Genomic DNA, 26,239 nt, shown 5'->3' with positions numbered 1-26,239 from the left:
TTGGGGCAGATGAGTGAAAACATCATCGAAGTAAAGCATCTGCAAACGCAATTTACGAGAGATAACAAAAAGACAGTCGTCTTGGACAATGTCAGCTTTCACATAAAAAAAGGCGAAGTGCTCGGCCTTGTCGGTGAATCAGGCTGTGGAAAGAGCGTTACCTCCCTTTCGATCATGCGTCTGTTTAAAGATACGACAGGAGAAATCACGAACGGAGAAATCAAGTATAAGGGAACGAACCTATTGTCCATTTCGGAGAGCAGCATGCGCGGGATTCGCGGGAAAGAAATCTCGATGATTTTCCAGGAGCCGATGACGTCACTCAATCCCGTGATGAAAATCGGTGAGCAGCTTATGGAGTCGATTCGTCTGCACCTAGGCTATTCTGACAAGCAGGCGAAAGAGCACGCGATAAGCATGCTGACCAAGGTAGGGATTCCGAGACCACAAGAGATCATCAGCGAATATCCGCACCAGCTGTCCGGGGGGATGAGGCAGCGCATTATGATTGCGATGGCCATGTCATGCCGACCGAATTTGCTGATTGCAGATGAGCCTACTACCGCGCTGGATGTGACGATCCAAGCGCAAATCCTCGATGTGATGAAGCAGCTCCAAGCCGAAGAGCATATGTCGATGCTTTTGATCACACACGACTTGGGTGTAGTCGCGGAGATGTGCAATCGCGTGGTCGTCATGTACGCAGGACGAGTGGTGGAAGAAGCATCTGTCTACGATTTATTCGATGATCCCAAGCATCCGTATACAAAAGGCTTGATCGGCTCGGTTCCAAAGCTGGGGCAAAAGCGTTCCAGGCTCGATTCCGTTCCAGGCAATGTGCCTAATCCGAATCAAATGCCAAAAGGGTGCAAATTTGCTCCGCGGTGCAAGGAAGTCATGCCCGTATGCTGGGAGGAAGAACCGACGATTACAGCCACAGGCTCAGAACGCTTTTGCCGCTGCTGGCTCTATCGCGAAGAAAGTAGGGATGCGCATGTCTAAGTCGCTGGTGGTAGTAGACGGGATCAAAAAGACATTTCCCATAGACAGTGGATTTTTGGGCAGCAAAAAAAGCGTGAAGGCAGTTAATCTTGTCTCCTTTGAAATCAAGGAAGGAGAGACCTTCAGCTTAGTTGGCGAGAGCGGATGCGGCAAGTCCACGACGGGGCGTCTGGTGACGAGGCTGCTGACTCCCGATGAGGGGAAAATCTGGATCAATCAGGAAGAAATTTCAAAAATGAATGAAAACCGGCTACGGGAAGTGCGAAAGCAAGTACAGATGGTGTTTCAGGACCCGTACGCTTCGCTCAATCCGAGAATGAAAATTCGCGAAGTCGTAGGGGAGCCTCTCGTCATCCATACCAAGCTATCTGCTGCAGAGAGAGAAAAGATCGTAGAAGAAATGCTAGATGTGGTCGGGTTGAACAGCTACCATGCTGATAAATTCGCGCACGAGTTCAGCGGCGGTCAGAGGCAGCGGATTGGCATAGCGCGTGCACTCATATTGAAGCCGAAGTTAATTGTGGCGGATGAGCCGGTTTCTGCACTGGATGTGTCCATTCAATCTCAAATTTTGAATCTGCTGAAGGATTTGCAGGAAGAGTTTCAACTGACGTACTTGTTCATATCCCATGATTTGAGCGTGGTGGAGCATATCAGCGATAAAATCGGCGTGATGTATTTGGGCTCCTTGGTCGAATCGGGACCGAAAGAATCCATTTTCGCAAATCCCCAGCATCCGTATACCAAAGCACTGCTCTCCTCTGTTCCGATTCCCGACCCGCGAGCAAAAAGGGAGCGGATTATCTTGCAGGGGGATGTGCCCAGCCCGGTAAACCCGCCATCCGGCTGTCTTTTCCATACTCGCTGTCCGTACAGCATGGATATGTGCAAATCCACTGTCCCTCGCTTGCGGGAAATAGAGGTGGGCGGTCATTTTGTAGCTTGCCACTTATAAGCAGTTATTCTACGAAGTAAAAGGAAGGGTACCATGCGCAGGACGGGTGATTTAAAGCTAATCCAAGAGTTGAATCGATCCATCGTACTCGACACGATCCGTCATTATGGACCCATTTCCCGAAGCGAAATAGCGAAACGGCACAAGCTGAGCCCTACAACCGTTACGTCGGCAGTCAGTGAACTGATTCGTGACTCGCTCGTCAGTGAAGTTGGAACAGGAACTTCAAATGGAGGACGAAAGCCGATCTTGCTGCAGTTCTCACCCGACAGCCGTTTCTTAATCGGGATCTCGATTAGTGGGTCTAAAATAACGATTGCGGAAATGAATCTGGAAGCAAAGGTCCGCAAAAAAGAAGTATTCACGATCAAGCGCTATCAAGGTGACCAGGTTATCGCGTACTTGCTGCAAATCATGGAGCAGTTCGTTTTGCCCTATGAAAGCTTGGACAACTGCGTTGGCATATCCATCGTGACGCAAGGAATCGTGGACTCGGACAATGGAGTCATCCGCTATAATCCAAAGCTGAAATTAAAAGACATTCCGGTGAAAGAGATCGTAGAAAGTCGCTTTCACAGCAAAACCTGGCTCGACAATGACACCAATGCCTATTTGCTTGCCGAAAAGAGCATCGGTGATTTCAGCCATTATCAAAACATGATCTATGTGACGATCGGGGATGGCTTGGGCTCCAGTATTCTCGTGAACGGCTCCATCTACCGCGGATTTGCTGGCGGAGCCGGGGAGTTTGGACATACCACGATTGACCGCACAGGCGTTCGCTGTGATTGTGGAAATATTGGTTGTTTGGAGAATTATGTAAGCTGGCCAGCGATCTACGCCAAGCTCTTGTCTGCGCTTGCAAAAGGGAAGCAAAGCTGTATTTTTGAGCTCGCTGGGCATGACGTCAACCACATTTCCTCAGCAGTTTTTCGACAGGCGCTATCGCAGAACGACCCGCTCGCGGAGAGCATCTTAGAAGAAACAGCTTCTTATTTGGCGTCAGGTCTGGTGAATCTCGTTCATCTCTTTAACCCGGAGGCCATTATTCTCGGCGGAGAAATTGCGTTTGAAAATGAACTGCTCGTCTCCAAGGTAACGGAATATGTCCATGAATATGCCCATGGCATTTTTACCGAGGGACTTGCGATCCGTCTCAATTCCCTTGGAGAAGATGTGGAAGTCGTAGGGGCAGCTGCAGTCGTGCTGCAGGATACGTTTCAATTTTCGTTGTAGAACTTGATTGATTTGGAGGTGGGATGTCACATGTGGAAAGTAGTCATCGCGGATACAGCAGCAGGGAGCACGCAGCAGCAGTGTGCCTGGTCCGGGGTAAACGAGATAGAGATCATAGGTGTGGCAGACAATCTAGCTGTTTTTGGAGAATGGGTAAAAGATCAAGAGGTCGATGCTGTCGACATCGCCCCGAGTGTGACGGCACCTGAAAAATGGATCGAGCTGGCAGTCGAAGCCAAAAAGCATGTGATCTGTGATGCCAATGTGCAAATCGGCATCGAAGCAATCAGCGAGCTTCAAGCAATCTGCGAGAAACAAGGCATAATGCTGCTGCTGCCAAATGCATGGCGCTTTTCCCCCGTGTATGTACAGGCTCGAGAGCACGTCTTGCAGGGAGCGATCGGCAAGCCAGGTGTGATCCGGATGCGGCGGAGTGCACTGCCGGCGACGAAAGGATGCATTTTCGACGTCTTGGGTGCCGAGGTATTCGATTGGCTGCGGTGGACTTTCGGTGATGTCTTGCGAGTCATGGCCAGGAGTGTCAAGCACATGGACGAAACAGGGCAAGCAGTCGAATATGCGCTGGTTATCGTGAAGCATGCCGATGGAACGATTGCGCATATCGAGCTGTCTTTGGCAGAGCCAGAAGAGCGGTCTTCTTTTGAATTGACAGGTGCATCGGGCATGCTTCAGTACGATAGTAACGACAGTCAGCCGATTGTTTGGGACATGAACAGGAAGCTGGTTCAACCGGATTCTGGTGCCGAGCCTTTTGCTGATAGAGCTGCTGCCGATCGTCGGAGCAGCCGTAGAGCGCATTTTGTTCGCGCTGTGTCCGGCCAAGAACCGCTCCAAATGACTCCTGAAGACGTGAGGATGGCTCGAAAAATCGCCCAGGCTGCACGACAATCGGCTGAGTCGGGGCAACCGGTTCAGCTCATGGACGGGGGTAGTGCCAAATGAAAGTAGGGATCATCAGTTTCGCGCATATGCATGCTCACAGCTATGCTACTTACTTGCAAAAGCACCCAGATGTCCAACTCACCGCTATCTGGGATCACGACGAGGAGCGGGGGAAAACAGCAGCTGCAACCTATCAGGTCGATTACTATGGCGATCTGCGGGAATTTTTGCAGACGGATTTGGAAGCGGTCATTGTCTGCTCGGAAAATGCCAGGCATAAAGAGCATGTAATCGCTGCTGCCAAATCCAAAAAGCAGATTTTATGTGAAAAGCCGATTGCGACTGAAGTGAAGGATGCCGAAGAGATGATCCGCACCTGCAAGGAAGAAGGGGTCATCTTGCAAATTGCCTATCCTGTCCGTTTTGCCTCTGTAATGGAACAGGTCAGGCAGCTGATAGAATCCAAGGCGATCGGAGAAGTTTTGGCTGTCAATGGGACGAATCACGGGCAAATGCCTGGAGGATGGTTCATTGAGAAAGAGCTTTCCGGCGGGGGAGCCGCTACCGACCACATCGTTCATGTAATGGATCTCGTTCGCTGGCTGCTAAAGGATGAAGGGAAAAGTGTGTACGCCGAGCTGGATACCCGTTTTTACGACATCGATGTGGAGGATTGCGGAATCGTTTCACTGGAAATGGAGTCTGGTGTGATCGTGACCATCGACCCGAGCTGGTCCAGACCGAAAACATTTCCGACGTGGGGAGACGTGACCATGCAAATCGTAGGGACCAAAGGCACGCTGTCGGTCGATGTGTTTAAGCAGCATGCTCTCTACTACAATGATCATGCCAACAGGGTGCAGCATCTCCCGTGGGCAAAGGATATGGACGAAGGGCTCATTGCGGATTTCATTCAATGCGTCCAAGAAGGAAGAGCGCCATCAATTTCAGGAGAGGATGGGCTGCGCACACTGGAAATCGTCAAAGCCGCTTATGAATCAAACCGCTGCAAGCAAGCTGTCATCATCGACAAGGTGACTTTTCCCGAGTGATTCTTGCATGGGAAAGGAGGGATGGAGCCAAAACCAAAATGATGTACAGAGCGGACTGGATGACACGTAAACCATTGACAATGATAAAAAAGAAGAGGTGGATCTCATGAAAATTGGATTGAGCACATATAGTTTGCTGACTGCCATCAGAGCTGGAGAAATGGATGTCCTGGATGTTGTGCAATGGATTGCGGACAACGGTGGCGTGCATATGGAAATCGTGCCCTACGGCTTCACCTTGGTCGACAACTATGAGCTGGCCGACGCCGTACGGGACAAAGCCAAGGCTGTAGGGATTGAGCTGTCCAACTATTCGATGCCGACCAACTTCATTCAGGAAACAGAAGAAGCTTTTGAGGCAGAGGTCGCACGTGTAAAAACGCATGTGGATCTCCTAAACCGAATGGGCATCAAGCATATGCGTCACGATGTATCTGCGTTTACGGTTCCTGTAGAGCAAACGACGATCGAATATTTTGAGAATAACCTCGAAATCATGGTGGAAGGCAGCCGGCAAATCGCCGACTACGCAGCCCAATTTGGCATTACAACGACCATTGAAAACCACGGCTGGCTTGTCCAAGCGAGTGATCGCGTCCAGCGTGTCTTGCAAGCGGTCAATCGCCCGAATTTCAAAACAACCCTAGATATTGGCAACTTTATGTGTGTGGATGAGCATTCTCTGGTCGGTGTGAAAAAGAATTTGCCATACGCCTCGCTTGTTCACTTCAAGGACTTTTATTTCCGTCCGTATTACCAGGAGCCAGGCGGCGGAAAGTGGTTCAAGACGGTTCATGGCAATTTCTTGCGCGGAGCCATTGTCGGCCAGGGCGATATCCCGATTCGCGAAGTCGTAAAGCTGGTGAAGGAATCTGGTTACGACGGCTATATTACAGTGGAGTTCGAAGGAATGGAAGATTGCCGGGAAGGCTCAAAAATTGGTATGGACAACTTGCGGCGTTTCTGGGAAGAAGCGTAGGAGGGAAGGGGGAGAAGCATTGCGATCTGAATCGTGATGCTTCCTTCTGTTTTCCGTTAGAAAAATGCAGCTGTTTGCAGGAAAGAAGGTTTAACAAGGCCATGTCGTTCTCCTGGAAAAGAAATCTCGTGGTTCTGTGGATCGGGGTATTTTTTTGTAGTACTGCTTACTCCCTTTCGATCCCCTTTTTGCCGCTCTTTATGTACAACACGCTTGGGGTTCGCGAGCATTTGGAGGCATGGTCGGGGGTCTCCTTCGAATGCTGGAAGGTCTTTTAGCTGGCTTTGTACTCCGCGATTGCGCTGGTCGCGACCAACACTCCCGAAGCACACGCAGGCTACGCTTTGGGAATCATGGCGACAAGTGGAGCGACGGGAGGCATAGTGGGGCCCTTGATTGGGGGCGTTGTCAGTCATTTGTGGGGCAATCGGGAAGCCTTTCTTTTTTCCTCGGGTCTCGTACTTGTGGCAGCGCTGATTGCTACCTTCTTTGTCCGGGAGGTTCACGTCACTTTGAAGCAGCGGTCAAAAGTCCGGGACGATTTGCGTGTGGCGATGCTGAACCCTCGTTTCATGATTGTTCTGGGAATCAGCATGATGGTGACCGTTTCCGTCATGCTTTTGGAGCCGCTGCTGACCGTGTACGTGCTGCAGCTTGGAGCAGCACAGCAGGATGCTTCGCTTAACTCAGGCATCATTTTTTCTTCGATGGGCGTAGCGACAGTCCTGGCAGCCCCGCACTGGGGGAAAATCGGAAGTAAAATCGGCTACACCAAGGTCTTGGTTTTCGGGCTGGTAGGCGGTGGAATCGGAAGTGTGCTGCAATACTTTTTTACCAATCTGTACGGGTTTGGTATCCTGCGATTTTTGTACGGCTTGTTTTTCGCTGCCGTTTATCCGGCGATCAATGCCCTGATTGTCAAAGTGATTGAGCCTGATTTTCGTGGAAGAGCTTTCGGGTTGAACCAGTCTGCCGTCCAATTTGCCAATATGATTGGGCCAATCCTTGGAGGTTTTCTCGGAGGTATCGTGCCGATCCGGGTCATTTTTATCATGAATGGGGCAGCACTTCTGCTGACGGCCCTCTATGTCAAATACAAAGGGCTGGATGAGACGGCCGTTCACCAATCTACTAGATAGCGGCCATCCGGGAGAGTCGGGTGGTTATTTGCTGTGCCGTTGACGAACGATAGGCGGACAGGTAGTGTAAGGATTACATATAGAGGTATAAGGGAATGTCAAAGGTAAGAGGGGGTAGTAGCTATGAAAAAAATCGTAAAACATGACCAGGACGTAACCAAACAACATAACAAGCAAATGATACTCGATATTATAAAAAAACAGCGACCTATTTCCCGAGCCGAAATAACGAAAATCACCAAGATGAGTGCGACGTCGATCGGCAGGTTTGTCAGTGAGCTTTGCGAGGAAGGCTTTATTCGCGAAACGAATCTGACGTCTTCGGGTCTGGGCAGAAAAGCCGTCATGCTGGATATTGAGCCGGGCGCGATTTACTCCATAGGTGTAGACATCGAAAAAAAGCGGATCAGCTTTGGATTAATGGATTTTAGTGAAACCGTGACGGTCTATCGCCGGGTAGACTATCAGGCCCAAAAATCTACGCCTGAGGAGACGGCTGAGCTGATCTGCTGCGAGATACGCGCGATGGTGGAGGAACAAAACCTTCCCTGCGAAAAAGTGATCGGGATCGGGATCGGGGTCCCTGGTGTTATCAATTACGAGCAGGGCATTGTCCAATTCTCCGCAACCTTAGGGTGGAAGAACGTAGCGTTCGCCAAGATGATCGAGGCAGAGCTGCAGATCAAAACGGTGATCGATAACGATCTGAAAGTAAAAATTCTCTCGGAGTATCTGTACGGTTCTGCCAAAGGCTCAAACAAAACGGCCTTGATCGGGATCGGTACTGGCATTGGATCTGCGCTCATCATCAATGGAGAGGTTTTCCGGGGTGGCTCCAATAGCGCCGGAGAGCTTGGACATACGACGCTCGATCCAAACGGCAACCTGTGTGACTGCGGAAAGCGCGGTTGCCTGCAAACCTATGTCGACGAGAATTCACTGATCATGGAAGCGCGGCGTGTAAGTGAAATTACAGATGTTCGCCAAGTATACGCAGCCGCGAGAAACAACGAGCGCTGGGCAAAGGAGATCGTCTGGCGTACCGCACTGTACATTGGCATTACCATTAACAACATCGTTTGCATGTACAATCCAGATACCGTCATTCTGAGCGGAGAGCTGATTGAGAATTATAGAGAGATCGTAGACTTGGTGGAAGAACATAGTGAGCAAGTGATTTGGGAGCCGTTTCGAGGCACATTCAAGGTCATCCCGTCCGAACTGAGGGGAGATGGCATCGTCATGGGAGCAGGTGCTTTGGCCATGCAGCATTTTGCACCGCTCGCGGGTCGCTTGTCAGAGGAGTAAGCGGAGGGAGAGCCTGCCAGTTGGCAAATGGGCAAAGCTCCATTCCTCCTAGTGGCGTAGGTACTGGAAAAGACGGTTGAATGCGTCGAGTGACGATGCATTTCAAGCGTCTTTTTCGTTTCATTATTATTCTGCTGCCGAGTATTGCAATCGCTTTCATGATCACATATGATCGAATTAATATTTTGAACTGATCAATTTCTGATTATTCATGATTTTTAATTGATCGTATATGATCATTCGTGTATCATTTCACTCAAGAGGAGATCGATAAGCATGGCGACAGATCGCGAGAAAGACATTCTGAATTTTCTGAACGAAAAATCCCCGTTGTCGGTGGAAGAACTTGCTGCTTCCCTGTACGTTTCCGAGGTTACCGTCCGCAGAGACTTGGCCGCGATGGAGAAGAAAGGGATGATCGTTCGCAAAAGAGGAGGAGCTTCTTTACCCGAGCTAGGATTTGAGCCGATGTTTAATCAACGGCAAAAGAAAAACAACGAGCTCAAGCAATCAATAGCCAAGTATGTAGCAAACACGATTCAGGAGGGAGAGGTCATCGCACTGGATGTCGGTACTACGACGGCGGAATTGGCGAGAGAGCTGACCAAGCGCTCGGGGATCACGGTATTTACCTCCTGCATCCAGGTCGCTTCGATTCTCGCCAAGAGCAATCTTCAGGTGTATATGATCGGTGGGCTGATTCGTAAAACGGAAATGTCGATGGTCGGCAGCATCGCCCAAGAGACGATTAGGAAATTCACTTTTGATCGCTTTTATCTCGGGGTAGCGGGCATCAATCTGGAAACGGGTCTCACGGATTACAGTATCGAAGAGACGGAAGTGAAACGAGCATTTATCGATCGCTCCAAAAGAGTCATCGCCCTTGTGGATAGGACGAAATTTGGACATTCTTCCTTGATCCAGGTATGTGAAGCCGAGCAGATCGATGAAATGATCACGAACAAAGGCGACTTTGGCGGGGAGCTTCCAGAAGACCATTTCAAAGGAAAAATTACTTACGTCTAGTCATGTCCAGCGCACTAGAGGCGATCTACTTGGGCTGCGAGGGGAGTGAAGAATGTGCCTTATGTGCTAGGGATAGATATCGGGACCTATGAATCAAAGGGAGCGTTGGTAAACGAGGCCGGCAAGCTCCTTTTGAGCGAGTCGGTGGCCCATCAGCTGGAAATCCCGCAACGCGGTTGGGCCGAGCATGATGCGGAGCATACGTGGTGGCACGACTTTGTGCATTTGAGCAAAGCCATCACGCAAAAGGCCGCTGCCAAATACGGGATCCGACCGGACGAGATCAAAGCCGTGGGAGTCAGCTCGATCGCCCCAGCCGTCGTCCCGGTCGATAGCGAGGGAAAGCCCCTACGTAAAGCAATCTTGTACGGAGTCGATACGCGATCGCAAACGCAGGTCCATGAATGTAACGAAAAATTAGGGGTAGAGCGGATTTTCCAAGTTGGGGCACAATCCTTATCAGCTCAATCGGCAGGACCGAAAATACTCTGGATTCGCCAAGAAGAGCCGCATGTGTATGAGCAAACGGCCAAGTTTCTCTGTGGTTCAGGGTATCTCGTCTACAAGCTTACGGATGAGCAGGTCATCGATCGTTACACGGCAGCATCTTACTCACCGCTTTTGGACATCCATCAGTTGAAATGGAGCGAGGAAATGGCGAGTGCAATCTGTGAGTTGGACAAATTGCCCAGACTCACCTGGAGCCACGAAATCGTAGGAGAAGTAACGAAGCGGGCAGCAGCACAGACTGGACTTGCCCCCGGAACGAAAGTGATTGCTGGTACAGCCGACGCGCTTTCCGAGGCGATTAGCGTAGGAGCGGTGAACAAAGGCGATTTGATGCTGATGTACGGCAGCTCTACCTTCTTTATTCTTGCTGCTCCCGATTTACCAAGGACACATACCTTATGGGCCAATTTGCACGCGGTTCCTGGCTACCACACTATTACGGGTGGCACGGCTACAGCAGGCTCACTCACCCGCTGGTTTATCGATCAATGCTTGTCGGCAGCTGGACAAAAGGAAAATGGCATGACGGTCGATGATGCCTACACGTATGCGATGAAGCTGGCAGAGCAGAGTCCACCTGGGGCAAATGGGCTGCTCACCCTTCCCTACTTTAGCGGAGAACGGACGCCTATTCATCACGCTGCGGCAAAGGGTGTGTTTTTTGGACTCACCCTCCATCACACGCAGTCTGACATGTACCGCTCGATTTTAGAGGGCATTTCCTTTTCCATTCGCCACAATATGGACGAAATCCGAAGCATGGATGTTCCGATCCATCGAGCCATTGCGGTAGGAGGTGGTGTTAAAAATCGCCTTTGGCTGCAAAGTGTGAGTGACATTTGCCAACTGACTCAGGTCATCCCGGAAATTACACTGGGTGCCTCTTACGGAAACGCCTTTTTGTGTGCGCTTGGACTCGGCTGGTATCGAGATCTTACGGATATGGCTCAATGGGTAAAAGTCAAGGAAGAGGTTGCACCGCAGAAGACGCATCTGCTTGTCTATGAGCGCTACTACGAACTCTATCACAAACTGTATCAGCGAACACGAGATTTAATGGATGAGCTCACTTAACCAAACAACGGGGGAACGAAAGCATGATTCCAGACTATCAAAAAATGAAAGAGGTTCTGCGTGATTTGACGTCTTGCCTTGCTCTGTCCGGATACGAGGATTCTGTCATCCGTTATGTAAAGGAGAGGCTGGCAGGAGCGGCGGAGCATATTCAGGTCGATGCGCTCGGGAATGTCATTGTGCGAATGAATCGGATCCAGGCGGAAAATTCGTTTCGGGTGATGGTGTTCGCTCACATGGACGAACTCGGATTGGTAGTTACCAAAGTGGAGGAAAGCGGCTTTTTGCGCTTGGAGCGGCTGGGCGGAATTCCGGAGAAGAGCTTGGCAGGTACGACTCTTTTGATCGAAGTGGAGGGAAAGCGGTGGAACGGGATTGTCGGCACGAAATCCCACCATGTCACAAAGCAAGACGAGAAATATAAGGTGCTTCCGGTAAATGAGATCTATGCGGACTTTGGCTTTCGGAGCAAGCAGGAGGCGCTGGATGCAGGAATTTCACCAGGTACACCGGTAGGCTACGCCCGGCAGTTTTTTGACAATGGCTCAATCGTATTTGGCAATACTCTCGATAACCGTGTGGGCTGCCTGACCTTGCTTGAGCTGGCAGACCGTTTGCAGCATACCGAGCTGCCCTGCGAGCTGTACATTGTCTTTTCCGTGCAGGAAGAGTTTAACCTGCGCGGGGTGCTGCCAGCCGTGCGAAAGATAAATCCGCACTTGGCAATCACGCTGGATATTACGATCGCGACAGATACACCTGATCTAAAAGGCAGCGCGGATATTCGTCTCGGTGGCGGCCCGAGCCTTGGCATGTACACCTTCCATGGAAGAGGCACTTTGGGTGGACTCATCCCCAATCCCAAGCTGGTGAAGCATGTACAAAAGATTGCAAGCGAACAGGAAATTCCGCTGCAGCAAGCAGTCTTTATGGGCATTCTGACGGATGCTTCCTTTAGCCAATTGGAAAATGACGGCATTCCAATGATCGATCTCGGCTACCCAGCCCGTTACACACATGCGCCAGTAGAAGCAGTGGATTTACAGGATGTGGAGCAGCTCATTTGCTTGCTGGAAAAGCTTTTGCTCACTTTCGACCAAAATTTGGATCTTAGCCGCGGATAACCTATTATCTATCAGAGGAGTGGAGTCAAATCATGACTTGGTTAAAAGACGTAATCGGAACGGAAAAAGCAATCATTGCCATGTGCCACCTGCTTCCTTTGCCAGGAGACCCTTCCTTTCAGAAAGAAAAAGGGATGGAATACGTCGTGGAAATGGCGCGAAAGGATTTGCGAGCGCTCCAGGACGGTGGCGTGGATGCCGTGATGTTTTCCAACGAGTTTAGTCTGCCGTATTTGACTGAGGTAAAAACGGAGACAGTAGCAGCGATGGCGAGAATCATCGGAGAACTCAAAAGCGATATTCAAATTCCTTTCGGAGTCAACGTGCTCTGGGATGCGAAAAAATCACTGGATCTGGCTGCTGCAACTGGGGCACAGTTTGTCCGTGAAATCTTTACGGGCGTTTACGCGAGCGATTTTGGCATATGGAACACCAATGTTGGCGAGACGGTACGTCATCAGTATCGGATCGGAGCAGAGAATGTAAAGCTGCTCTTCAATATCGTTCCAGAAGCCGCGAAGTACTTGGCAGATCGGGATATTGAGAATGTCGCGAAATCCACCGTATTCAACAATCGGCCGGATGCCTTGTGCGTATCAGGATTGACGGCAGGGACAGAGACCGATTCGCAAATTTTGAAGCGGGTAAAGGATGCTGTTCCCGAAACGGTCGTCCTGGCGAACACCGGAGTCCGCATGCAAAATTTGGAGCAGCAGCTATCCATTGCGGACGGAGCAGTCGTCGGAACAACGTTTAAATTAGACGGAAAATTCGAAAATCATGTAGACCAAGAGCGAGTAAGAGCGTTCATGGAAAAGGTAAAAGCGTTTCGGCAGAGGTAGTGCATGACATGTGACCATGTCATTTTCATTACAAACAGAAGATAAGGGAGGTCGACGATCATGAACAGACAGAGAAGAAGCTTGACGCTCGTGAGCCTGATGCTGGCTGTATTGCTGCTCTTACTGTCAGCATGCAGTGGCGGCGAAAGTACACAGCCACAAGACCAGACAGGACAACAGGCCAGCGGGAAAAAGTACAAGATCGCCACAGTGGTCAAATTGACGGGTGTCGCATGGTTTGATCGAATGAACGAGGGAATCAAGAGGTTCGGTGAGGAAACAGGCAACGAAACGTTTATGCAAGGGCCGCAGAAAGCAGATGCGGCGCTGCAAGTGCAAATTATCGAGGACCTGATCGCGCAAAAAGTAGACGCGATTACTGTCGTCCCGTTTTCTGCCGAAGCGTTGGAGCCCGTGCTGAAAAAGGCACGTGAAAAAGGTATTGTAGTCATTACACACGAGGCAGACGGCTTTGAAAATACAGACTTTAATATCGAAGCGTTCGACAACTTGGACTACGGTGCTTTCTTAATGGACAGTCTGGCGAAATCGATGGGCGAGCAGGGCGAATACATGACAACTGTGGGCAGCTTAACGACGAAATCGCACATGCAGTGGGAAGAAGGCGCGTACAAACGCCAACAGGAGAAGTACCCGAACATGAAAGCAGTCGCCCGCAAGCTGGAAACGAATGACGATCAGAAAACGGCGAGTGAGAAATTCCGGGAAACACTGAAGGCTTTTCCAAATCTGAAAGGCTTCCAGGGCGCGTCGGGGAACGATGCTGCTGGTGCGGCACTGGCAGTAGAAGAAATGGGGCTGCAAGGAAAAGTGAGCGTCGTGGGCACAAGCGTACCGTCCGTGAGCAAGCAATATTTGGAGAGCGGTGCGATGAGCATGATTGGCTTCTGGGATCCCGCTGACGCCGGGTACGTGATGAACAAGCTGGCTGTCATGGTGCTGGATGGTAAGAAAGCAGATATCAAGGAAGGTGCAAATCTCGGGGTGAAGGGCTACGAAAGCATCAAGGTCGTCAATGACAAATACTTGTTCGGCAGCGCTTGGGTCGGGGTCGGAAAAGATAACATGAATGATTACAACTTCTAATTCTACACACGTTTAGAGAGGGTGAACCGCAATCATGTCGCTCATACAATTGTCTGGGATCAGCAAATCATTTGCCGGTGTCCAAGCCCTGAAGGATGTCAGCATCGAACTGGATTATGGAGAAATCCACTGTTTGGCCGGAGAGAATGGTTGCGGGAAATCCACTCTGATCAAAGTCATGTCCGGTGTGCACGCACCGGATCATGGCGAAATGCGGATACATGGTCAGAAACGCAAGCTGCTGACTCCCATCGATGCGATTAATGAAGGGATTCAGGTAATTTATCAAGACTTCTCCATCTTTCCGAACCTGACCGTAGCAGAGAATATCGCTCTCAATACCGAGCTGGCCCAAAACAGAAAGCTGGTTAATTGGCGCAAGATGAAGCAGATGGCCAAGCAGGCACTGGAGAAAGTCAACATCCAGCTGGATCTCGACGCAAAAGTGGAAACGCTGTCGGTAGCCGACAAGCAGCTGATTGCCATTTCACGAGCGCTGATGCACAAAGCCAAGCTGATTATCATGGATGAACCGACGACAGCATTGACGCAAAAAGAAGTGAGCTCACTGTTCTCCATCATTAACGGCCTGAAAAGAGAAGGAATGACGATTCTATTCGTCAGCCACAAGCTGGAAGAAGTCTTTGAGATTTCCGAGAGAATCACCATATTGCGCAATGGCAAGAACGTGGTATCCGAAAGGGTCCAACAGCTCGATCGTGACAAGCTCGTCTTTTACATGACGGGAAGAAAAATTGAAGAAAGCTATTACGAGATAAAAAAAGATGCCAGCATCCCTATCCTGCAAACAGAAGATTTAGGATTGCAGGGGTGCTTTGAACATATTTCGCTGCAGGTCAAAGCAGGGGAAATCGTGGGTTTGACGGGCTTGCTCGGATCAGGTCGAACGGAGCTGGCGGAATCGCTCTTTGGCTTGAGAAGCGCTACGAGCGGCAAAATCTTTATCGAGGGCAAGGAGCAGCAGATCCATTCTGTACAGGATGCGATCGCGCAGCGAATTGCGTACGTGCCAGAGGATCGTCTGACCGAAGGCTTATTTTTGGAGCAATCCATCGAACGCAACATGGTGATCAGCGTGGTCGATCAGCTGTCCAGCCGCTTAAACATGCTGAATCAAACAAAAGTGAAAAGTACGGTTCAGGATTGGATCAAGAGCTTGGGGATTGTCGCACACTCTCCTGCATTGCCGGTCAAGACACTATCCGGTGGCAATCAGCAGCGTGTCGTTCTTGCGAAATGGCTCGCAACCCGGCCGCGGCTGCTCATATTGAATGGGCCGACCGTCGGGGTAGATATCGGCTCGAAGGAAGACATTCATCAAGTGATACGTGCACTGGCACAGGAGGGCATGGGGGTATTGATGATCTCCGATGACTTTCCTGAGCTCAAGCATAACTGCAATCGGATACTGGTCATGAAAAATGGTCGACTAGTGGGAGAAATGGCCGGTAAGGAATGGAGCCAAGAAGAATGGACGCGATTGCAAGAAACCACATCGTAGTGTGGCGGCAGGGGGAGAGCCAATGAAAAAGGTCATGCAAACCAGTGAATTTTACGTAGCCATCGTCGTCCTGGCGCTGTTTCTCGTGATCGGCAGCCAAAGCAGTGCCTTTTTTACCATCACTAATCTGTTCGATCTAATCCGAAGTGGGATCGTCCCCGGAATCTTTGTGATGTGTGCCATGCTGGTCATTATTTCGGGAGGGATTGATGTTTCTTTCCCTGCCATTGCGACCTTCAGCATGTTTTGCTCCACGAAAATTCTTCATTCCATGCACTATGACGGCCCCGTGCTCGTTGCTTTTCTTCTGTCCGGGTTGATTGGTCTGTGCCTGGGTCTGATAAATGCTGTCTTTATTTCTCTGTTCCGTTTGCCCACGCTGATCGTGACCTTGGGTACCTCCTCCATGTTCAGCGGGTTTCTCCTGACTTTTGTAGGGAGCAGCCAGATCAGCGATTTGCCGAAGCCGCTCTTAACCTTTTCCAAAGAGCAGATTTTCAAGTTTACGAATGACAGCGGAATTACTGTAGGGCTACCGGTCGCGGTCCTTGTTTCGCTCGGAGTGATTGTACTCGTAGCATTGCTGCTGCGATATACGATGATGGGCAGAGGTATCTATGCGCTCGGAGGTGATGCCGTATCTGCGCAAAGGATCGGATTTTCTCCCATTCGCATTCAGTTTTTTATTTATGGCTTTGTCGGGCTAATGGCCGGGGTCGCAGGCATGATTCATACGACAATGATGCGAAATTCCAATCCGGTTGACTTGCTGGGAACGGAGCTGCTGATTATAGCAGCGGTCGTGCTCGGGGGGACGCGAATTACTGGCGGACATGGAACGGTGCTGGGCTCCTTGCTGGGATTATTACTCGTTATCACGATCCAAAACAGCTTGATACTGTTGGGTATTCCTTCCTACTGGCAGCGATTTGTCATCGGTGCCTTGATCCTGATCGGAACGGGCGTGGCGGCATATCAAGTGAAGAGATCGATCATGAAGCGAAAATCGATCGTTTCTTAACTATGAAAGGAGGGTAGCTATGACAAACCCAAACGGGAATAGTCCTGAGCCAATTACGCCAATCAGTAGGTCGTCTTTTTCTTTGCAGCGCTATTTGCCACAAGATGCAAGCATAACCCGATTGTTCATCATCATGCTCGTCGTCTTTGTATTGATGGCAGGAATCAGTCCAAACACTTTTTTGTCGCTGGACAGCTTTACCTCGATGTCGTTTCAATTCCCCGTTTTTGGTATTTTTGCGTTTGCCATGATGCTCTCGATGATTTCCGGAGGTATCGATCTATCCATTGTCGGGATCGCCAATCTCACCTCGATCATAGCGGCTTCGGTTATGGTGCGAATGTTGCCTGCGGAAGCATCCGCGAGTGAGAGCCTTTTGTATATCCTGCTTGGCGTGGCTGCTGCACTCATGGTCGGACTCGTATGCGGTCTATTTAACGGCTTTGCGATTACAAAGATTGGGATTCCTCCCATTCTGGTGACCTTGGGCACGATGCAGCTATTTATGGGGATTGCCATTATTGTAACGAAGGGGCAAGCTATTGTCGGGTTACCTGAGCTGTATACCAAAATCGGAAACGGAAGCTTGTGGATCTTTCCTGTACCGCTGCTTATGTTTTGCTTGTGTATTCTGGGGACGTATGTGCTGTTGAACAAGCAATCGTATGGGATGAAGCTGCAAATGCTGGGAGCAAATCCAACAGCTTCCTTCTTTTCGGGCGTAAACAACACGCGTGTACTGCTTACGACCTATGCAATCAGTGGTGTGTTGGCTGCTATAGCTGGTCTGGTCATTGTCGCCCAAACCAATTCGGCAAAGGCGGACTATGGGACGTCGTACATTTTGCAGGCCATATTGGTAGCGGTGATGGGTGGAGTGGATCCAAGGGGGGGCTTTGGAAAGGTAGCGGGGATCGTAATGGCTGTCTTGACGCTGCAATTTTTATCAAGCGGCCTAAATGCCTTGCACGTGGGGAATTTCTTCAAGGATTTTATGTGGGGCATCGTTCTCTTGCTCGTCATGGTCATCAACGAATGGAGCAATCGAAGGAAGGTAAGGAGTATTAGTTAGGGAAGATTGTTTTTCCAAAAGGTGGTAGCTGCGGCTGTCATCTTTTTTGTTGGTACGAAAGAAGATTTAGCTGTCTCCTTTAGGAAAAACAATCAGTTCAAAGCAGCTTTAGGCGACAATTACGAGAAGGTAAAATCCGGAGAGATCACATGAGCGCAAGCAGCGGAACTTCTACAGAAATAGATTTATGACGGCGATCGGCATAAAGAAAGCGCAGAGAAAGATGAAGTGACCCCGAAAAGGTAGACAGGTTATTTACTTAAGCAGCTTGTAAGGTTTGAGTTCGGATTGTTGCCCTAGCACAAATCTATTGTAAGTGGCGGGCATCGGCCTAACCGCTTTCCTCAAACTAAAAGCGACAATGAAAGAAGCTGGAGAAAAACGAATTGTTTTTCCCAGCTTCTTTACTTTTTTTGAGGAGAATTAGAAAGCCAAACCTATTAACATACATTAGAAACGAAAATATTGACAAAGTTCATGAATGATGGTAGCCTTTATTTGAAAATACAGAATATTTATAGGAGGGATCAGCATGCAGCAAACGCCAACCCCGTCTTGGATCCAAGCAGGTACGCTGAAGGCGATTCAAGAGAATGGCCACAAGCTAATCCACGGCGGAATCGCAGTGTTTTATTATGAGGAACAGGTGTATGCGGTGGACAATCGCTGTCCGCACTTGGGATTTCCTTTGCATATGGGCAGCTTGTGCGATGGAATACTTACTTGCCATTGGCATCATGCGCGCTTTGACGTCTGCAGCGGCGGAACGCTGGACCCGTGGGCCGACGATGTTCCATCCTATGAGGTGAAAATTGAAAATGGGATCGTTTGGGTGAATCCGCAGCCAAAGCAGACGAGTAGTGTTGGAAGATACAAGCTACGGCTGCGGGAAGGTCTGGAGCAAAATCTAGGTCTTGTCATTGCCAAAGCTGTCGTCGGCTTGGTGGAAGCAGGGGTTCCAGCAGCGGAAATCACCCAGATCGGCATCGAGTTCGGTACCGTTTATGGGAGAGGCTGGAATTCTGGACTTACTATACTCACCGCGATGGCCAATGTGCTGCCGAAGCTAGATAAAGCGGGAACCATTCTCGCGCTTTATCAAGGGCTGCGTCATGTAGCTCGTAACAGCTCCGGTGCCCCGGCTCGGCATCTGCTTAAACCGCTGCCAGGAGACGGCGTACCGTTTGAGAGACTGACGGAATGGTACCGCAACTGTATCGAGGTCCGCGATACACAAGGCGCGGAAAGAGTCTTGCTTACGGCGATTCGCCAAGGGGCTTCCCTGGAACAGCTTTCGGAGATGATGCTGATAGCGGCGACCGACCACTTTTATTTGGATGGCGGCCATACGTTTGATTTTCACAATAAAGCCCTGGAAGCGATTGACCTTATTGGCAAAGCGGACACCAAGCAGATATTGACCGCACTGGTTCAGCTCCTCGAAAATCCTACCCGGAGCGAGGAACTTCATCAGTGGCAGTCGCCAGTGAATCTAGTTGCTCCGCTAAAGGAAGCCTTCGCGCAGCTGGATAGCTTTCCTCTTGTAGAGTCTTATGCAGATATTTCCGAAGTGGACGAGAAGAAAATTGTGGATCAACTGTTAAGCGACGAACCACTTGAAACGGTGCATCTGGTGACAAAGGTCCTGAAATCGGGAGCAAATCCCGCTCAATTGGCGCAGCTGGTTGCTTTGGCAGCAGCCGAGCGGATCGTCCGCTTCCATACCCAAAATGATTTTAGTGATTGGATTTCCGTACTGCATACCTTTACCTATTCCCATGCCGTGCATAAGCGTTTGCGCGGTTCGACCCATCCTCTGCTACTACGGGGGATCTATCACGGAGTCATCCGGATCTACTTAGATCGTTTTTTGAACATCCCTGCGGCACCCCGCCCAGATGGCTCGATAGTCCCCGCCGTGGACACTGCCAAACCGGAGCTGCTGCTGCAAATGATGGATCTTCGCCAGCAGGTAAACGAAGCGGCCCGCTGGACAGCTGGTTACCTGCACGCAAGCGGTGACCCTGATGCCATTCTAAATACATTGGGACATGCGCTTTTGCGCGAAGATGCCGAATTTCATTCCTTCCAAATGTACGAAGCGGCGGTCTCTGAATATGAGCGATGGGCTACGCGCGATGATGCCTTTGCTGCCCGCGCTGGTGAGACGATGCTTTTGGCAGCAACCCGCTATCTGGCTGCCCATGCGCCAACCCCGCGCGAACAGTCGCACACTGCCCGCATTGCCACTCGGTTGTATCGGGGCGAGCGGCTTTTCGAAGAGGCGTAAGCCGTTAGCGAAGCTTTGTTTCTCATAAACAACTGAGGCTGCCGATAGAACTCGGCAGCCTCGTGCAATGTATGATTGTATGATAGAAATGCAACCATAGTATTTTCCCCAAGAGAAGGAGATTTTCAAAGGAGAGGGAGTATGAAAGAATCCATTAAAAAATCGTATCCGAATTCAATATACAGTGCGCTAAACCCCTGTGAGCTCTTTGGCGGCTTGAATGTAGCGGGTCAGCGTATCCATAAACGCCCTTGCCGCAAAGCCTACATATTTGTCCGAGCGATACACGATACAGATATCCTGGCTGGGAGTGGGATTCACCAGTGAAACGACCGCAATCTCCTTTTTGCCGAGAGATTCCAATAGCAGCCGGGGCAGTACGCATGCGCCAATCCCTTGCTCTACGAGAGAGAGAAGAGAGGACAAGGTCGTCGTTTCGATATGGGGCTGCAAACGAAAGCCTGCCTGCAAGCAATAATGGCCAATCAGCTGCCTGACTTGATGATCAGGTGGAAACATCACCATTTTCATGTCACGAAGCTGCTCGAACGCCACCTTCCCTTTTTCCGCAAGAGGATGATCAGAACGAACAGCCAAGGCGAATTCCTCGTGAAACAGCGGGACAACCGTGAAGCGCTCATCTGGAGAAGGTGTAGTCGTGACACCGATGTCAATGGTGCCAGCAGCGACCTGTTCTATGATTTTCGTCGTTTCGATGACAGAAAGGGACAATTTGGGGTAGGTATGGTGAAATTGCACGAGCAGCGCATTGAAAAGCAGATCGGCGTCTCCTGGGAGGACACCAATCGTAATGGAGCCGCCTTGCATGTCTTTCATTTCGGCAATCGCATCACGTGCATAGGCAATATGGGAAAAAACATGACGACTCTGATCGAGCAAGACCTTTCCGGCATCTGTCAGGGCGATCCGCTTGCCCATTCGGTCAAACAGGGGAACGCCCAGTTCGTTCTCCAAGAGCTTGATCTGCTGGCTGAGATTGGACTGCGTGGTACATAGCTTTTCAGAGGCTCTGGAGAAATGCATTTCTTCGCAAACGGCCATAAAGTATTCAAGCTGTCTTAGCTCCATGGATACACACTCCCGGTGAGACATCATTACTGCTACTAATGATTATAATCGGAATTACGCGATTGTTGGATGCTTTTGTAAGGGATACACTTGGTTTGACGATAAGCGCGCGCAGTCAATCGAGGAAAAAACGGAGGAGATCCCTTATGTCCCAAAGCATGATTCGTACAGCACTTTCTGTTCGCCAACTGGTCCTGCATCAGATCCAATCGATTCCCGAGGATTTATTTGATAAGCAGCCACCACAGTTTGCTAATACAATCAGATGGAATGTCGGGCACATTGCTTTTTGCCTGAATTACTTTCTCACGCTCGGGCTTCCGTTTTCTACTAGCCTGCCAGGTACCTACGCTGCTTTCTTCCAAACCGGGACGAAGCCAGCCGATTGGACTGTGGCACCGCCAAGTAAAGAGGAGCTGGTTCAATGCTTGTCGGCTCAACTGGCCAGCCTATCCGAAATCTCTCCCCACGTCCTTGAAAATAAGTTGGAGTCGCCCATAGAAATGGGGCCGCTGCGCTTTGAAACTGTTGGAGAAGTATTCAATTTTGCCTTCATCCATGAAACCATGCACTTCTCGACCATATCCTGCCTGTTGAAGGTTCTGCAATACGAGCGCGAAGAGGGGAAGTGATCACCCATGCCATTCTTTGAAACGCGTGACGGTACACGACTGTTTTACCAGGATTGGGGAACGGGCAAGCCGGTTGTTCTAGTTTCCGCTGCCTTTATGAACTCCGAAATGTGGGAGCTGCAAATGCCGTTTCTCGTCTCCAACGGGCTCAGATGTATAGCCTACGACAGGCGTGGGCACGGACGTTCCGATTGGCCGGCAGAGGGCTACGACTACGATACGCTCGCCAGTGACCTCGCCGCATTGATCGATTGTCTCGATCTGCAAGACATCACGCTTGTCGGCTACTCGATGGGGAGTGGCGAAGTTGTTCGCTACCTGTCTCGTTACGGCACGGAGCGTATTGCACGGATCGCGATACTGGCGGGTACCGCACCGTTTTTGCAAAAGACCGATGACAACCCTGATGGGATCGACCAGAAAATGTTTGATTCCATGGTCGCGATGCGTTCCCAAGATCGGCCGAAATGGTTCGCGGACAACGCCCCGCCCTTTTTCGGCGTAGGATTGCCGGGGATTTCGGTATCAGCAGAGAGGATACAATGGGGCACGCATATGTGCATGCAGTGTTCAGCGAAAGCTACTATTGATTGCGGCGAGGCTATTTTTCACTCGGATCTCCGAGCACAGATGCGGGACATTCTCGTACCGACTTTGATCATTCACGGTGACTCGGATCAGTCGGCACCTATTCGCCTATGCGGGCGAAAATCCGCGCAGCTTGTCCAAGACAGTCAGTTCATCGTGTATGAGAATGCGGCACACGGTTTATTCATCACCCATGCGGACCGACTCAATATTGATCTGTTGAATTTCATCAACAGCTAAGTGGAAGAGCAGAGAGGACCAATCTTATAGAAGTCGGGTAAGCAAACACCTCATACCTTTCCTTCATTATTGAGAAATGACCGAGGCAAGTGTGAGGGCGAAAAAAGGAACTGATTTCCTTTTGAATACACGTACATTAAAAAAGGTTTTCAATATATATTTCGTATTTTTTGAAGAAAACTCTCTCTTGGTGAGAAAATTTACGGGGGTTATACTTTTGAGTTTGATAAGCTGCTTGCTAAAATCCGAATGATATCGAATTTGAAAAAGAGAGAAGAGCAAAAACTTTTCAAGCGATTGTCAGCTACGTACATCTTGAATCCCATCCTCCGTACCAGAAAGAAATAAAACCAATGTGTCCAGGTGGAATACTGAAAAAACACCCACTTACCAACGGAATTGCAAAAAACGAGGGAGCTCTTGGCTCCCTTTTTCCGTTTTAAGCGGTCGGTGCTTTCGTATGCTATTGTTCCCATATGGTGAGATTGTTTTCTTCCAGGATCCGTTCAAGCCGCTGGAAGTCTTGTTTGGCCTGTCCTTCCAACCTGCGGCCGCTTTCGTGTGCCAACAATTCATTAATTAAAATGAGTGGCACGCATGAGAGCAAGCTGTCGATTTCACCGGCAGAGTTTACCACGCGAGATAGACTGGTCAAAGGGTGCTGATCTTTGTTGCCAGTAGTGATGAGCATCACTGGAATCCCTAGTTTGTGGCAAAGTCCTGGATTCAACCTGATCCATCTGGAGAACAGGTGTTACAAGATGAAAGGGAGGTCCAAGTAAATGGAAAAGATCGGTAAATAATTATCGGAAAAATGTAATGGTGAATAAAAGGAAGAGTAAACGAACATACGAACATTGCTGTAAACAATAACGAATAACATTGATATCGAAAGTAAATCTAATCATCAAAATAATAGTCTTTAAAACACGTTTGATTATCAGTTCATGAAAATGCTATTTCATGAACTGATATTTTTTTATAAAAAATATAGGGCGTACCTTTGTCGACTTGTGAAGCTGGTTGTACAGCTGGTACTTAATCCTATTTATTCTAAATAACATTACATTACATCAAATCAGTCATGTTATTCCATGCAGATGAACTTTGTCACATTGATTATAAAAGATTTGAATGACCTAAACCAGCTACGATAGATTCTTATTTAAAACCACATACAGTGATCTAATCATCCAGGTATGGCGCTTACCAAAGTGCGAAAATTTCTAAAACGATTAAAGCCATAGCTATTTGTACAGGAAATCCATGCAGTTAATATCAAATATCTGGTCATTACACACATCCAGATTTCTTCTCTTTTTATAAGTTTACATAATATATATTATCGGACTCAAAACAAACAGCGGTTTTACAGCAAGGGAGTACACTCTGTTCTTATGAAACATGACGTCATTTGATTGCAAATCATCATGGTTCGCTCACCAGCACATCCGGATCTCCAACAACGTAAATCAGCATGAATAACCATTGCTGGCTATCCTTCAAATCAGTTACGAATTCTAGCAGCGTCCAAAATCTTGATCGAACCTTGGTTGTTTATGTATCGCTAGTTTAATTTCAAACAAACATATCAAATGACACGGCGTGGAGAAAAAATGCTAGCTTCATAGATTCACAGCAATCCTGGATACGCGTTCACGTGTTATTTATATTAGCAGCTGGTACGTTCGTAGGTTTCAAATTGAGCCTTTGAAACGTTCATTATCATGCTGATCAATGTTGTCGTTGGTGACCGATCCATGAGGTTTCACCTTGCAACAGCCAAGCTATAATTTAACCGAGAAAAAACTTTTTAAATAATTTTAACAAATATATTTACATTATTTGTAAATTCATTTATATTATAATTAAGATAACTATAACTAAAAATGACCGGAGGCCCACCATGACAAAAGTAAAAGCGAAACCAAATACAACAACTACTACGCAAAAGAAAAGATCCTACGAAGATACCTTGAACAACCTGGCTCACTACCTCGAAAGAAACAAGAAAAAATAAAACGAAAGGAGTGCCAAAGGGCGGCACTCTGCTTCGTCGTGTTACGGGTCCTCCGTTCTCCCGATACTCTGTATTCTTTATTCCTTTATTCCTTTATTCCGCTCTCTTCATTCCCTCTCGCCTCTCCGCTTATTCCAAGTGTCCTGCACAGCTAACCGCTCCCATAACGCACAGCTTTAGCTCACTTCATAAACTACATGTTAAGGCATTTCAGTTCGGATTGTTTCTTACAGATTGCGAAGCTTGCTGAGCTTCCATGCAAAAAGAGAGCTGTCACCATAAGCGACAACCCTCCTCTGTCCTTCTTTTGCTGCTTATACGCAGATCATCGAGCCCAAATCTCTTGGGTAGTAAGTGAGCATTTCTATCCCATTTTCTGTCACGAGGACCGTATCCGAATGACGGAATCCGCCCAGTCCGCGTACGTAAATCCCCGGCTCCACCGTCATGACCATTCCGGGCTGCATGATGGTGTGATCCCCCAGATCGAAGAAAGGCGCTTCGTGTCCCAGTAGACCGATCGCATGGCCTGTGTGATGGGAGGTCAGATGCGAAATTCCGTTTTCTTTAAAGAAGGCTTGAACCGCCTCTTCTACATAGGACATAGGTTTGCCGGGCTTGATGTGTGCAAAAGCGATATCTTGCGCTTGCACCATGAAGGAAAAGTATTTCTCCTGTTCTTCGTTTGCCTCTTGGACAAACATCGTCCGCTCCAGCTCACTATGGTATCCCCAGACATCTGCCGCGGCTCCCGTCACCAGGGTATCTCCTTTTTTCAGCACGAGGTTTTGGGTAACGGCATGCGGGAAAGCAGACATCGGCCCGACCTGACCGCGGAAAATGGCATAGGCCGTATTTCCGTGTGGCTTATAGTCTGCCCCCAAGGTTTCGATCATGGCCATGGTCGCCTCGGTAGAAGCCTTCGATGTGATTTCAATTTCGCTCAAGCCTGGCTTGGAATACTTTTGCAGCAAGCGATGAGCGAGATTTCCCCAACGGCACGATTCTTTGATCAGCTCAATTTCAGCTGCCGACTTGACGACTCGCATTTCCTCGACCCAGCCATAAATCGAGGTGAAATCTTTTGCCTCTAAAAATTGACGAACCTTTTGTCCACGATACCCCATCGAGGAGCCGTAGCCTTCTGCATCAAAGCCGACTCGTTTTCCAGAGAAATTGGCTTCGACCAATGCATCCTTCAGGTACTCCATCGGATGACGAAGCCCGGGGTACTCCGGATAGGAATGAACATGGTCTACGCTGGCGAATTCTTCTGCATGCTCATGCTCAAGAGCGGGAACAAACAGATGGGTCTTCTGCTGCGGGTCGATGAAAAAGCCGATCGGTCTTTCAGTTGGGTGAAAATGAAAGCCCGTCAGGTAAAAGATATCGACGACACTGAAGAGAATGGCGCAATCCAGCTCGTTTGCCGAGAGTTTCTCCATGAGCTTTTTCTGGCGGCCGATGAGTTCTTCCTTAGAAATGGCAAGTAGCATGTTGATCTCCTC

General features: G+C 49.2%; 21 protein-coding genes and 1 pseudogene. 19 read left to right on the top strand and 3 right to left on the bottom strand.

Annotated features, from left to right (window positions below):
• Positions 1-9 precede the first annotated feature (9 nt).
• The 17 genes and pseudogenes from EDM55_RS11385 (at position 10) to EDM55_RS11305 (ending at position 20,162) form a co-directional block, all read left to right on the top strand.
• On the top strand, positions 10-1,002 hold the full coding sequence (locus EDM55_RS11385) for an ABC transporter ATP-binding protein (protein ID WP_122960389.1): 993 nt from the start codon (positions 10-12) through the stop codon (positions 1,000-1,002).
• Positions 995-1,957, top strand: a complete 963-nt coding sequence (locus EDM55_RS11380) for an ABC transporter ATP-binding protein (RefSeq protein ID WP_122960388.1) — start codon at positions 995-997, stop codon at positions 1,955-1,957. Before EDM55_RS11385 ends, EDM55_RS11380 begins: the two co-directional genes overlap by 8 nt.
• Before the next feature lie 33 nt (positions 1,958-1,990).
• Positions 1,991-3,193, top strand: coding sequence for an ROK family transcriptional regulator (locus EDM55_RS11375; protein WP_092276638.1), 1,203 nt, complete (start codon positions 1,991-1,993; stop codon positions 3,191-3,193).
• 30 nt (positions 3,194-3,223) lie between these two features.
• The gene (locus EDM55_RS11370; protein WP_122960387.1) at positions 3,224-4,156 is read left to right on the top strand and encodes a Gfo/Idh/MocA family protein; all 933 of its coding nucleotides are present in this window, start codon (positions 3,224-3,226) and stop codon (positions 4,154-4,156) included.
• Complete coding sequence (locus tag EDM55_RS11365; protein WP_122960386.1) at positions 4,153-5,148, top strand: Gfo/Idh/MocA family protein; 996 nt, start codon at positions 4,153-4,155, stop codon at positions 5,146-5,148. The genes EDM55_RS11370 and EDM55_RS11365 overlap by 4 nt, the downstream gene beginning before the upstream one ends.
• Before the next feature lie 106 nt (positions 5,149-5,254).
• The gene (locus EDM55_RS11360) at positions 5,255-6,127 is read left to right on the top strand and encodes a sugar phosphate isomerase/epimerase family protein (protein WP_092276647.1); all 873 of its coding nucleotides are present in this window, start codon (positions 5,255-5,257) and stop codon (positions 6,125-6,127) included.
• 101 nt (positions 6,128-6,228) lie between these two features.
• A pseudogene (locus EDM55_RS11355) lies at positions 6,229-7,266 on the top strand (MFS transporter).
• 123 nt (positions 7,267-7,389) lie between these two features.
• Complete coding sequence (locus EDM55_RS11350; protein WP_122960385.1) at positions 7,390-8,574, top strand: ROK family transcriptional regulator; 1,185 nt, start codon at positions 7,390-7,392, stop codon at positions 8,572-8,574.
• Positions 8,575-8,850: 276 nt separating this feature from the next.
• Positions 8,851-9,600 (top strand): DeoR/GlpR family DNA-binding transcription regulator, encoded by a 750-nt coding sequence (locus tag EDM55_RS11345; RefSeq protein ID WP_092276653.1) that lies wholly within the window; start codon positions 8,851-8,853, stop codon positions 9,598-9,600.
• Between the two features lie 54 nt (positions 9,601-9,654).
• Complete coding sequence (locus EDM55_RS11340) at positions 9,655-11,184, top strand: FGGY-family carbohydrate kinase (protein WP_170184296.1); 1,530 nt, start codon at positions 9,655-9,657, stop codon at positions 11,182-11,184.
• A gap of 23 nt (positions 11,185-11,207) precedes the next feature.
• The gene (locus EDM55_RS11335; RefSeq protein WP_122960383.1) at positions 11,208-12,308 is read left to right on the top strand and encodes a M42 family metallopeptidase; all 1,101 of its coding nucleotides are present in this window, start codon (positions 11,208-11,210) and stop codon (positions 12,306-12,308) included.
• Between the two features lie 32 nt (positions 12,309-12,340).
• Positions 12,341-13,150, top strand: coding sequence for a BtpA/SgcQ family protein (locus EDM55_RS11330; protein ID WP_122960382.1), 810 nt, complete (start codon positions 12,341-12,343; stop codon positions 13,148-13,150).
• Positions 13,151-13,210: 60 nt separating this feature from the next.
• Entirely contained in the window at positions 13,211-14,257 is a 1,047-nt protein-coding gene (locus tag EDM55_RS11325) for an autoinducer 2 ABC transporter substrate-binding protein (protein WP_092276664.1), read from the top strand.
• A gap of 34 nt (positions 14,258-14,291) precedes the next feature.
• The gene (locus EDM55_RS11320) at positions 14,292-15,779 is read left to right on the top strand and encodes a sugar ABC transporter ATP-binding protein (RefSeq protein WP_122960381.1); all 1,488 of its coding nucleotides are present in this window, start codon (positions 14,292-14,294) and stop codon (positions 15,777-15,779) included.
• A 22-nt stretch (positions 15,780-15,801) separates the two neighbouring features.
• On the top strand, positions 15,802-16,800 hold the full coding sequence (locus tag EDM55_RS11315; RefSeq protein WP_092276671.1) for an ABC transporter permease: 999 nt from the start codon (positions 15,802-15,804) through the stop codon (positions 16,798-16,800).
• Positions 16,801-16,819: 19 nt separating this feature from the next.
• Positions 16,820-17,872 (top strand): ABC transporter permease, encoded by a 1,053-nt coding sequence (locus tag EDM55_RS11310; protein ID WP_122960380.1) that lies wholly within the window; start codon positions 16,820-16,822, stop codon positions 17,870-17,872.
• A gap of 532 nt (positions 17,873-18,404) precedes the next feature.
• Complete coding sequence (locus tag EDM55_RS11305) at positions 18,405-20,162, top strand: Rieske (2Fe-2S) protein (RefSeq protein ID WP_122960379.1); 1,758 nt, start codon at positions 18,405-18,407, stop codon at positions 20,160-20,162.
• A gap of 189 nt (positions 20,163-20,351) precedes the next feature.
• Here EDM55_RS11305 and EDM55_RS11300 read toward each other — a convergent pair whose 3' ends face one another.
• Entirely contained in the window at positions 20,352-21,251 is a 900-nt protein-coding gene (locus EDM55_RS11300) for a LysR family transcriptional regulator (RefSeq protein WP_092276694.1), read from the bottom strand.
• A 146-nt stretch (positions 21,252-21,397) separates the two neighbouring features.
• On the opposite strand from EDM55_RS11300, the gene EDM55_RS11295 reads away from it, so the two are divergent.
• Positions 21,398-21,883, top strand: coding sequence for a DinB family protein (locus EDM55_RS11295; RefSeq protein WP_122960378.1), 486 nt, complete (start codon positions 21,398-21,400; stop codon positions 21,881-21,883).
• A 6-nt stretch (positions 21,884-21,889) separates the two neighbouring features.
• A complete protein-coding gene (locus tag EDM55_RS11290) occupies positions 21,890-22,711 on the top strand; it encodes an alpha/beta fold hydrolase (RefSeq protein ID WP_122960377.1) in 822 nt (273 codons plus the stop codon).
• Between the two features lie 463 nt (positions 22,712-23,174).
• On the opposite strand, the gene EDM55_RS11280 is transcribed toward EDM55_RS11290, so the two are convergent.
• Entirely contained in the window at positions 23,175-23,441 is a 267-nt protein-coding gene (locus tag EDM55_RS11280; protein ID WP_141295128.1) for a hypothetical protein, read from the bottom strand.
• A 1,604-nt stretch (positions 23,442-25,045) separates the two neighbouring features.
• The gene (locus EDM55_RS11275; protein WP_122960374.1) at positions 25,046-26,227 is read right to left on the bottom strand and encodes a M24 family metallopeptidase; all 1,182 of its coding nucleotides are present in this window, start codon (positions 26,225-26,227) and stop codon (positions 25,046-25,048) included.
• Between the last annotated feature and the right edge of the window lie 12 nt (positions 26,228-26,239).

This window comes from Brevibacillus centrosporus, assembly GCF_003710815.1.
GTDB lineage: Bacteria > Bacillota > Bacilli > Brevibacillales > Brevibacillaceae > Brevibacillus > Brevibacillus centrosporus.
This window is presented reverse-complemented; position numbering and strand designations above follow the sequence as displayed.

What these genes read in the sequence shown, in the direction of transcription:
- EDM55_RS11320 (WP_122960381.1), top strand. Translation starts at nt 14,292, where the DNA reads ATGTCGCTCATACAATTGTCTGGGATCAGCAAATCATTTGCCGGTGTC.
- EDM55_RS11380 (WP_122960388.1), top strand. Translation starts at nt 995, where the DNA reads ATGTCTAAGTCGCTGGTGGTAGTAGACGGGATCAAAAAGACATTTCCC.
- EDM55_RS11345 (WP_092276653.1), top strand. Translation starts at nt 8,851, where the DNA reads ATGGCGACAGATCGCGAGAAAGACATTCTGAATTTTCTGAACGAAAAA.
- EDM55_RS11360 (WP_092276647.1), top strand. Translation starts at nt 5,255, where the DNA reads ATGAAAATTGGATTGAGCACATATAGTTTGCTGACTGCCATCAGAGCT.
- EDM55_RS11370 (WP_122960387.1), top strand. Translation starts at nt 3,224, where the DNA reads ATGTGGAAAGTAGTCATCGCGGATACAGCAGCAGGGAGCACGCAGCAG.
- EDM55_RS11305 (WP_122960379.1), top strand. Translation starts at nt 18,405, where the DNA reads ATGCAGCAAACGCCAACCCCGTCTTGGATCCAAGCAGGTACGCTGAAG.
- EDM55_RS11375 (WP_092276638.1), top strand. Translation starts at nt 1,991, where the DNA reads ATGCGCAGGACGGGTGATTTAAAGCTAATCCAAGAGTTGAATCGATCC.
- EDM55_RS11315 (WP_092276671.1), top strand. Translation starts at nt 15,802, where the DNA reads ATGAAAAAGGTCATGCAAACCAGTGAATTTTACGTAGCCATCGTCGTC.
- EDM55_RS11365 (WP_122960386.1), top strand. Translation starts at nt 4,153, where the DNA reads ATGAAAGTAGGGATCATCAGTTTCGCGCATATGCATGCTCACAGCTAT.
- EDM55_RS11385 (WP_122960389.1), top strand. Translation starts at nt 10, where the DNA reads ATGAGTGAAAACATCATCGAAGTAAAGCATCTGCAAACGCAATTTACG.
- EDM55_RS11330 (WP_122960382.1), top strand. Translation starts at nt 12,341, where the DNA reads ATGACTTGGTTAAAAGACGTAATCGGAACGGAAAAAGCAATCATTGCC.
- EDM55_RS11350 (WP_122960385.1), top strand. Translation starts at nt 7,390, where the DNA reads ATGAAAAAAATCGTAAAACATGACCAGGACGTAACCAAACAACATAAC.
- EDM55_RS11310 (WP_122960380.1), top strand. Translation starts at nt 16,820, where the DNA reads ATGACAAACCCAAACGGGAATAGTCCTGAGCCAATTACGCCAATCAGT.
- EDM55_RS11325 (WP_092276664.1), top strand. Translation starts at nt 13,211, where the DNA reads ATGAACAGACAGAGAAGAAGCTTGACGCTCGTGAGCCTGATGCTGGCT.
- EDM55_RS11290 (WP_122960377.1), top strand. Translation starts at nt 21,890, where the DNA reads ATGCCATTCTTTGAAACGCGTGACGGTACACGACTGTTTTACCAGGAT.
- EDM55_RS11335 (WP_122960383.1), top strand. Translation starts at nt 11,208, where the DNA reads ATGATTCCAGACTATCAAAAAATGAAAGAGGTTCTGCGTGATTTGACG.
- EDM55_RS11300 (WP_092276694.1), bottom strand. Translation starts at nt 21,251, where the DNA reads ATGGAGCTAAGACAGCTTGAATACTTTATGGCCGTTTGCGAAGAAATG.
- EDM55_RS11295 (WP_122960378.1), top strand. Translation starts at nt 21,398, where the DNA reads ATGTCCCAAAGCATGATTCGTACAGCACTTTCTGTTCGCCAACTGGTC.
- EDM55_RS11275 (WP_122960374.1), bottom strand. Translation starts at nt 26,227, where the DNA reads ATGCTACTTGCCATTTCTAAGGAAGAACTCATCGGCCGCCAGAAAAAG.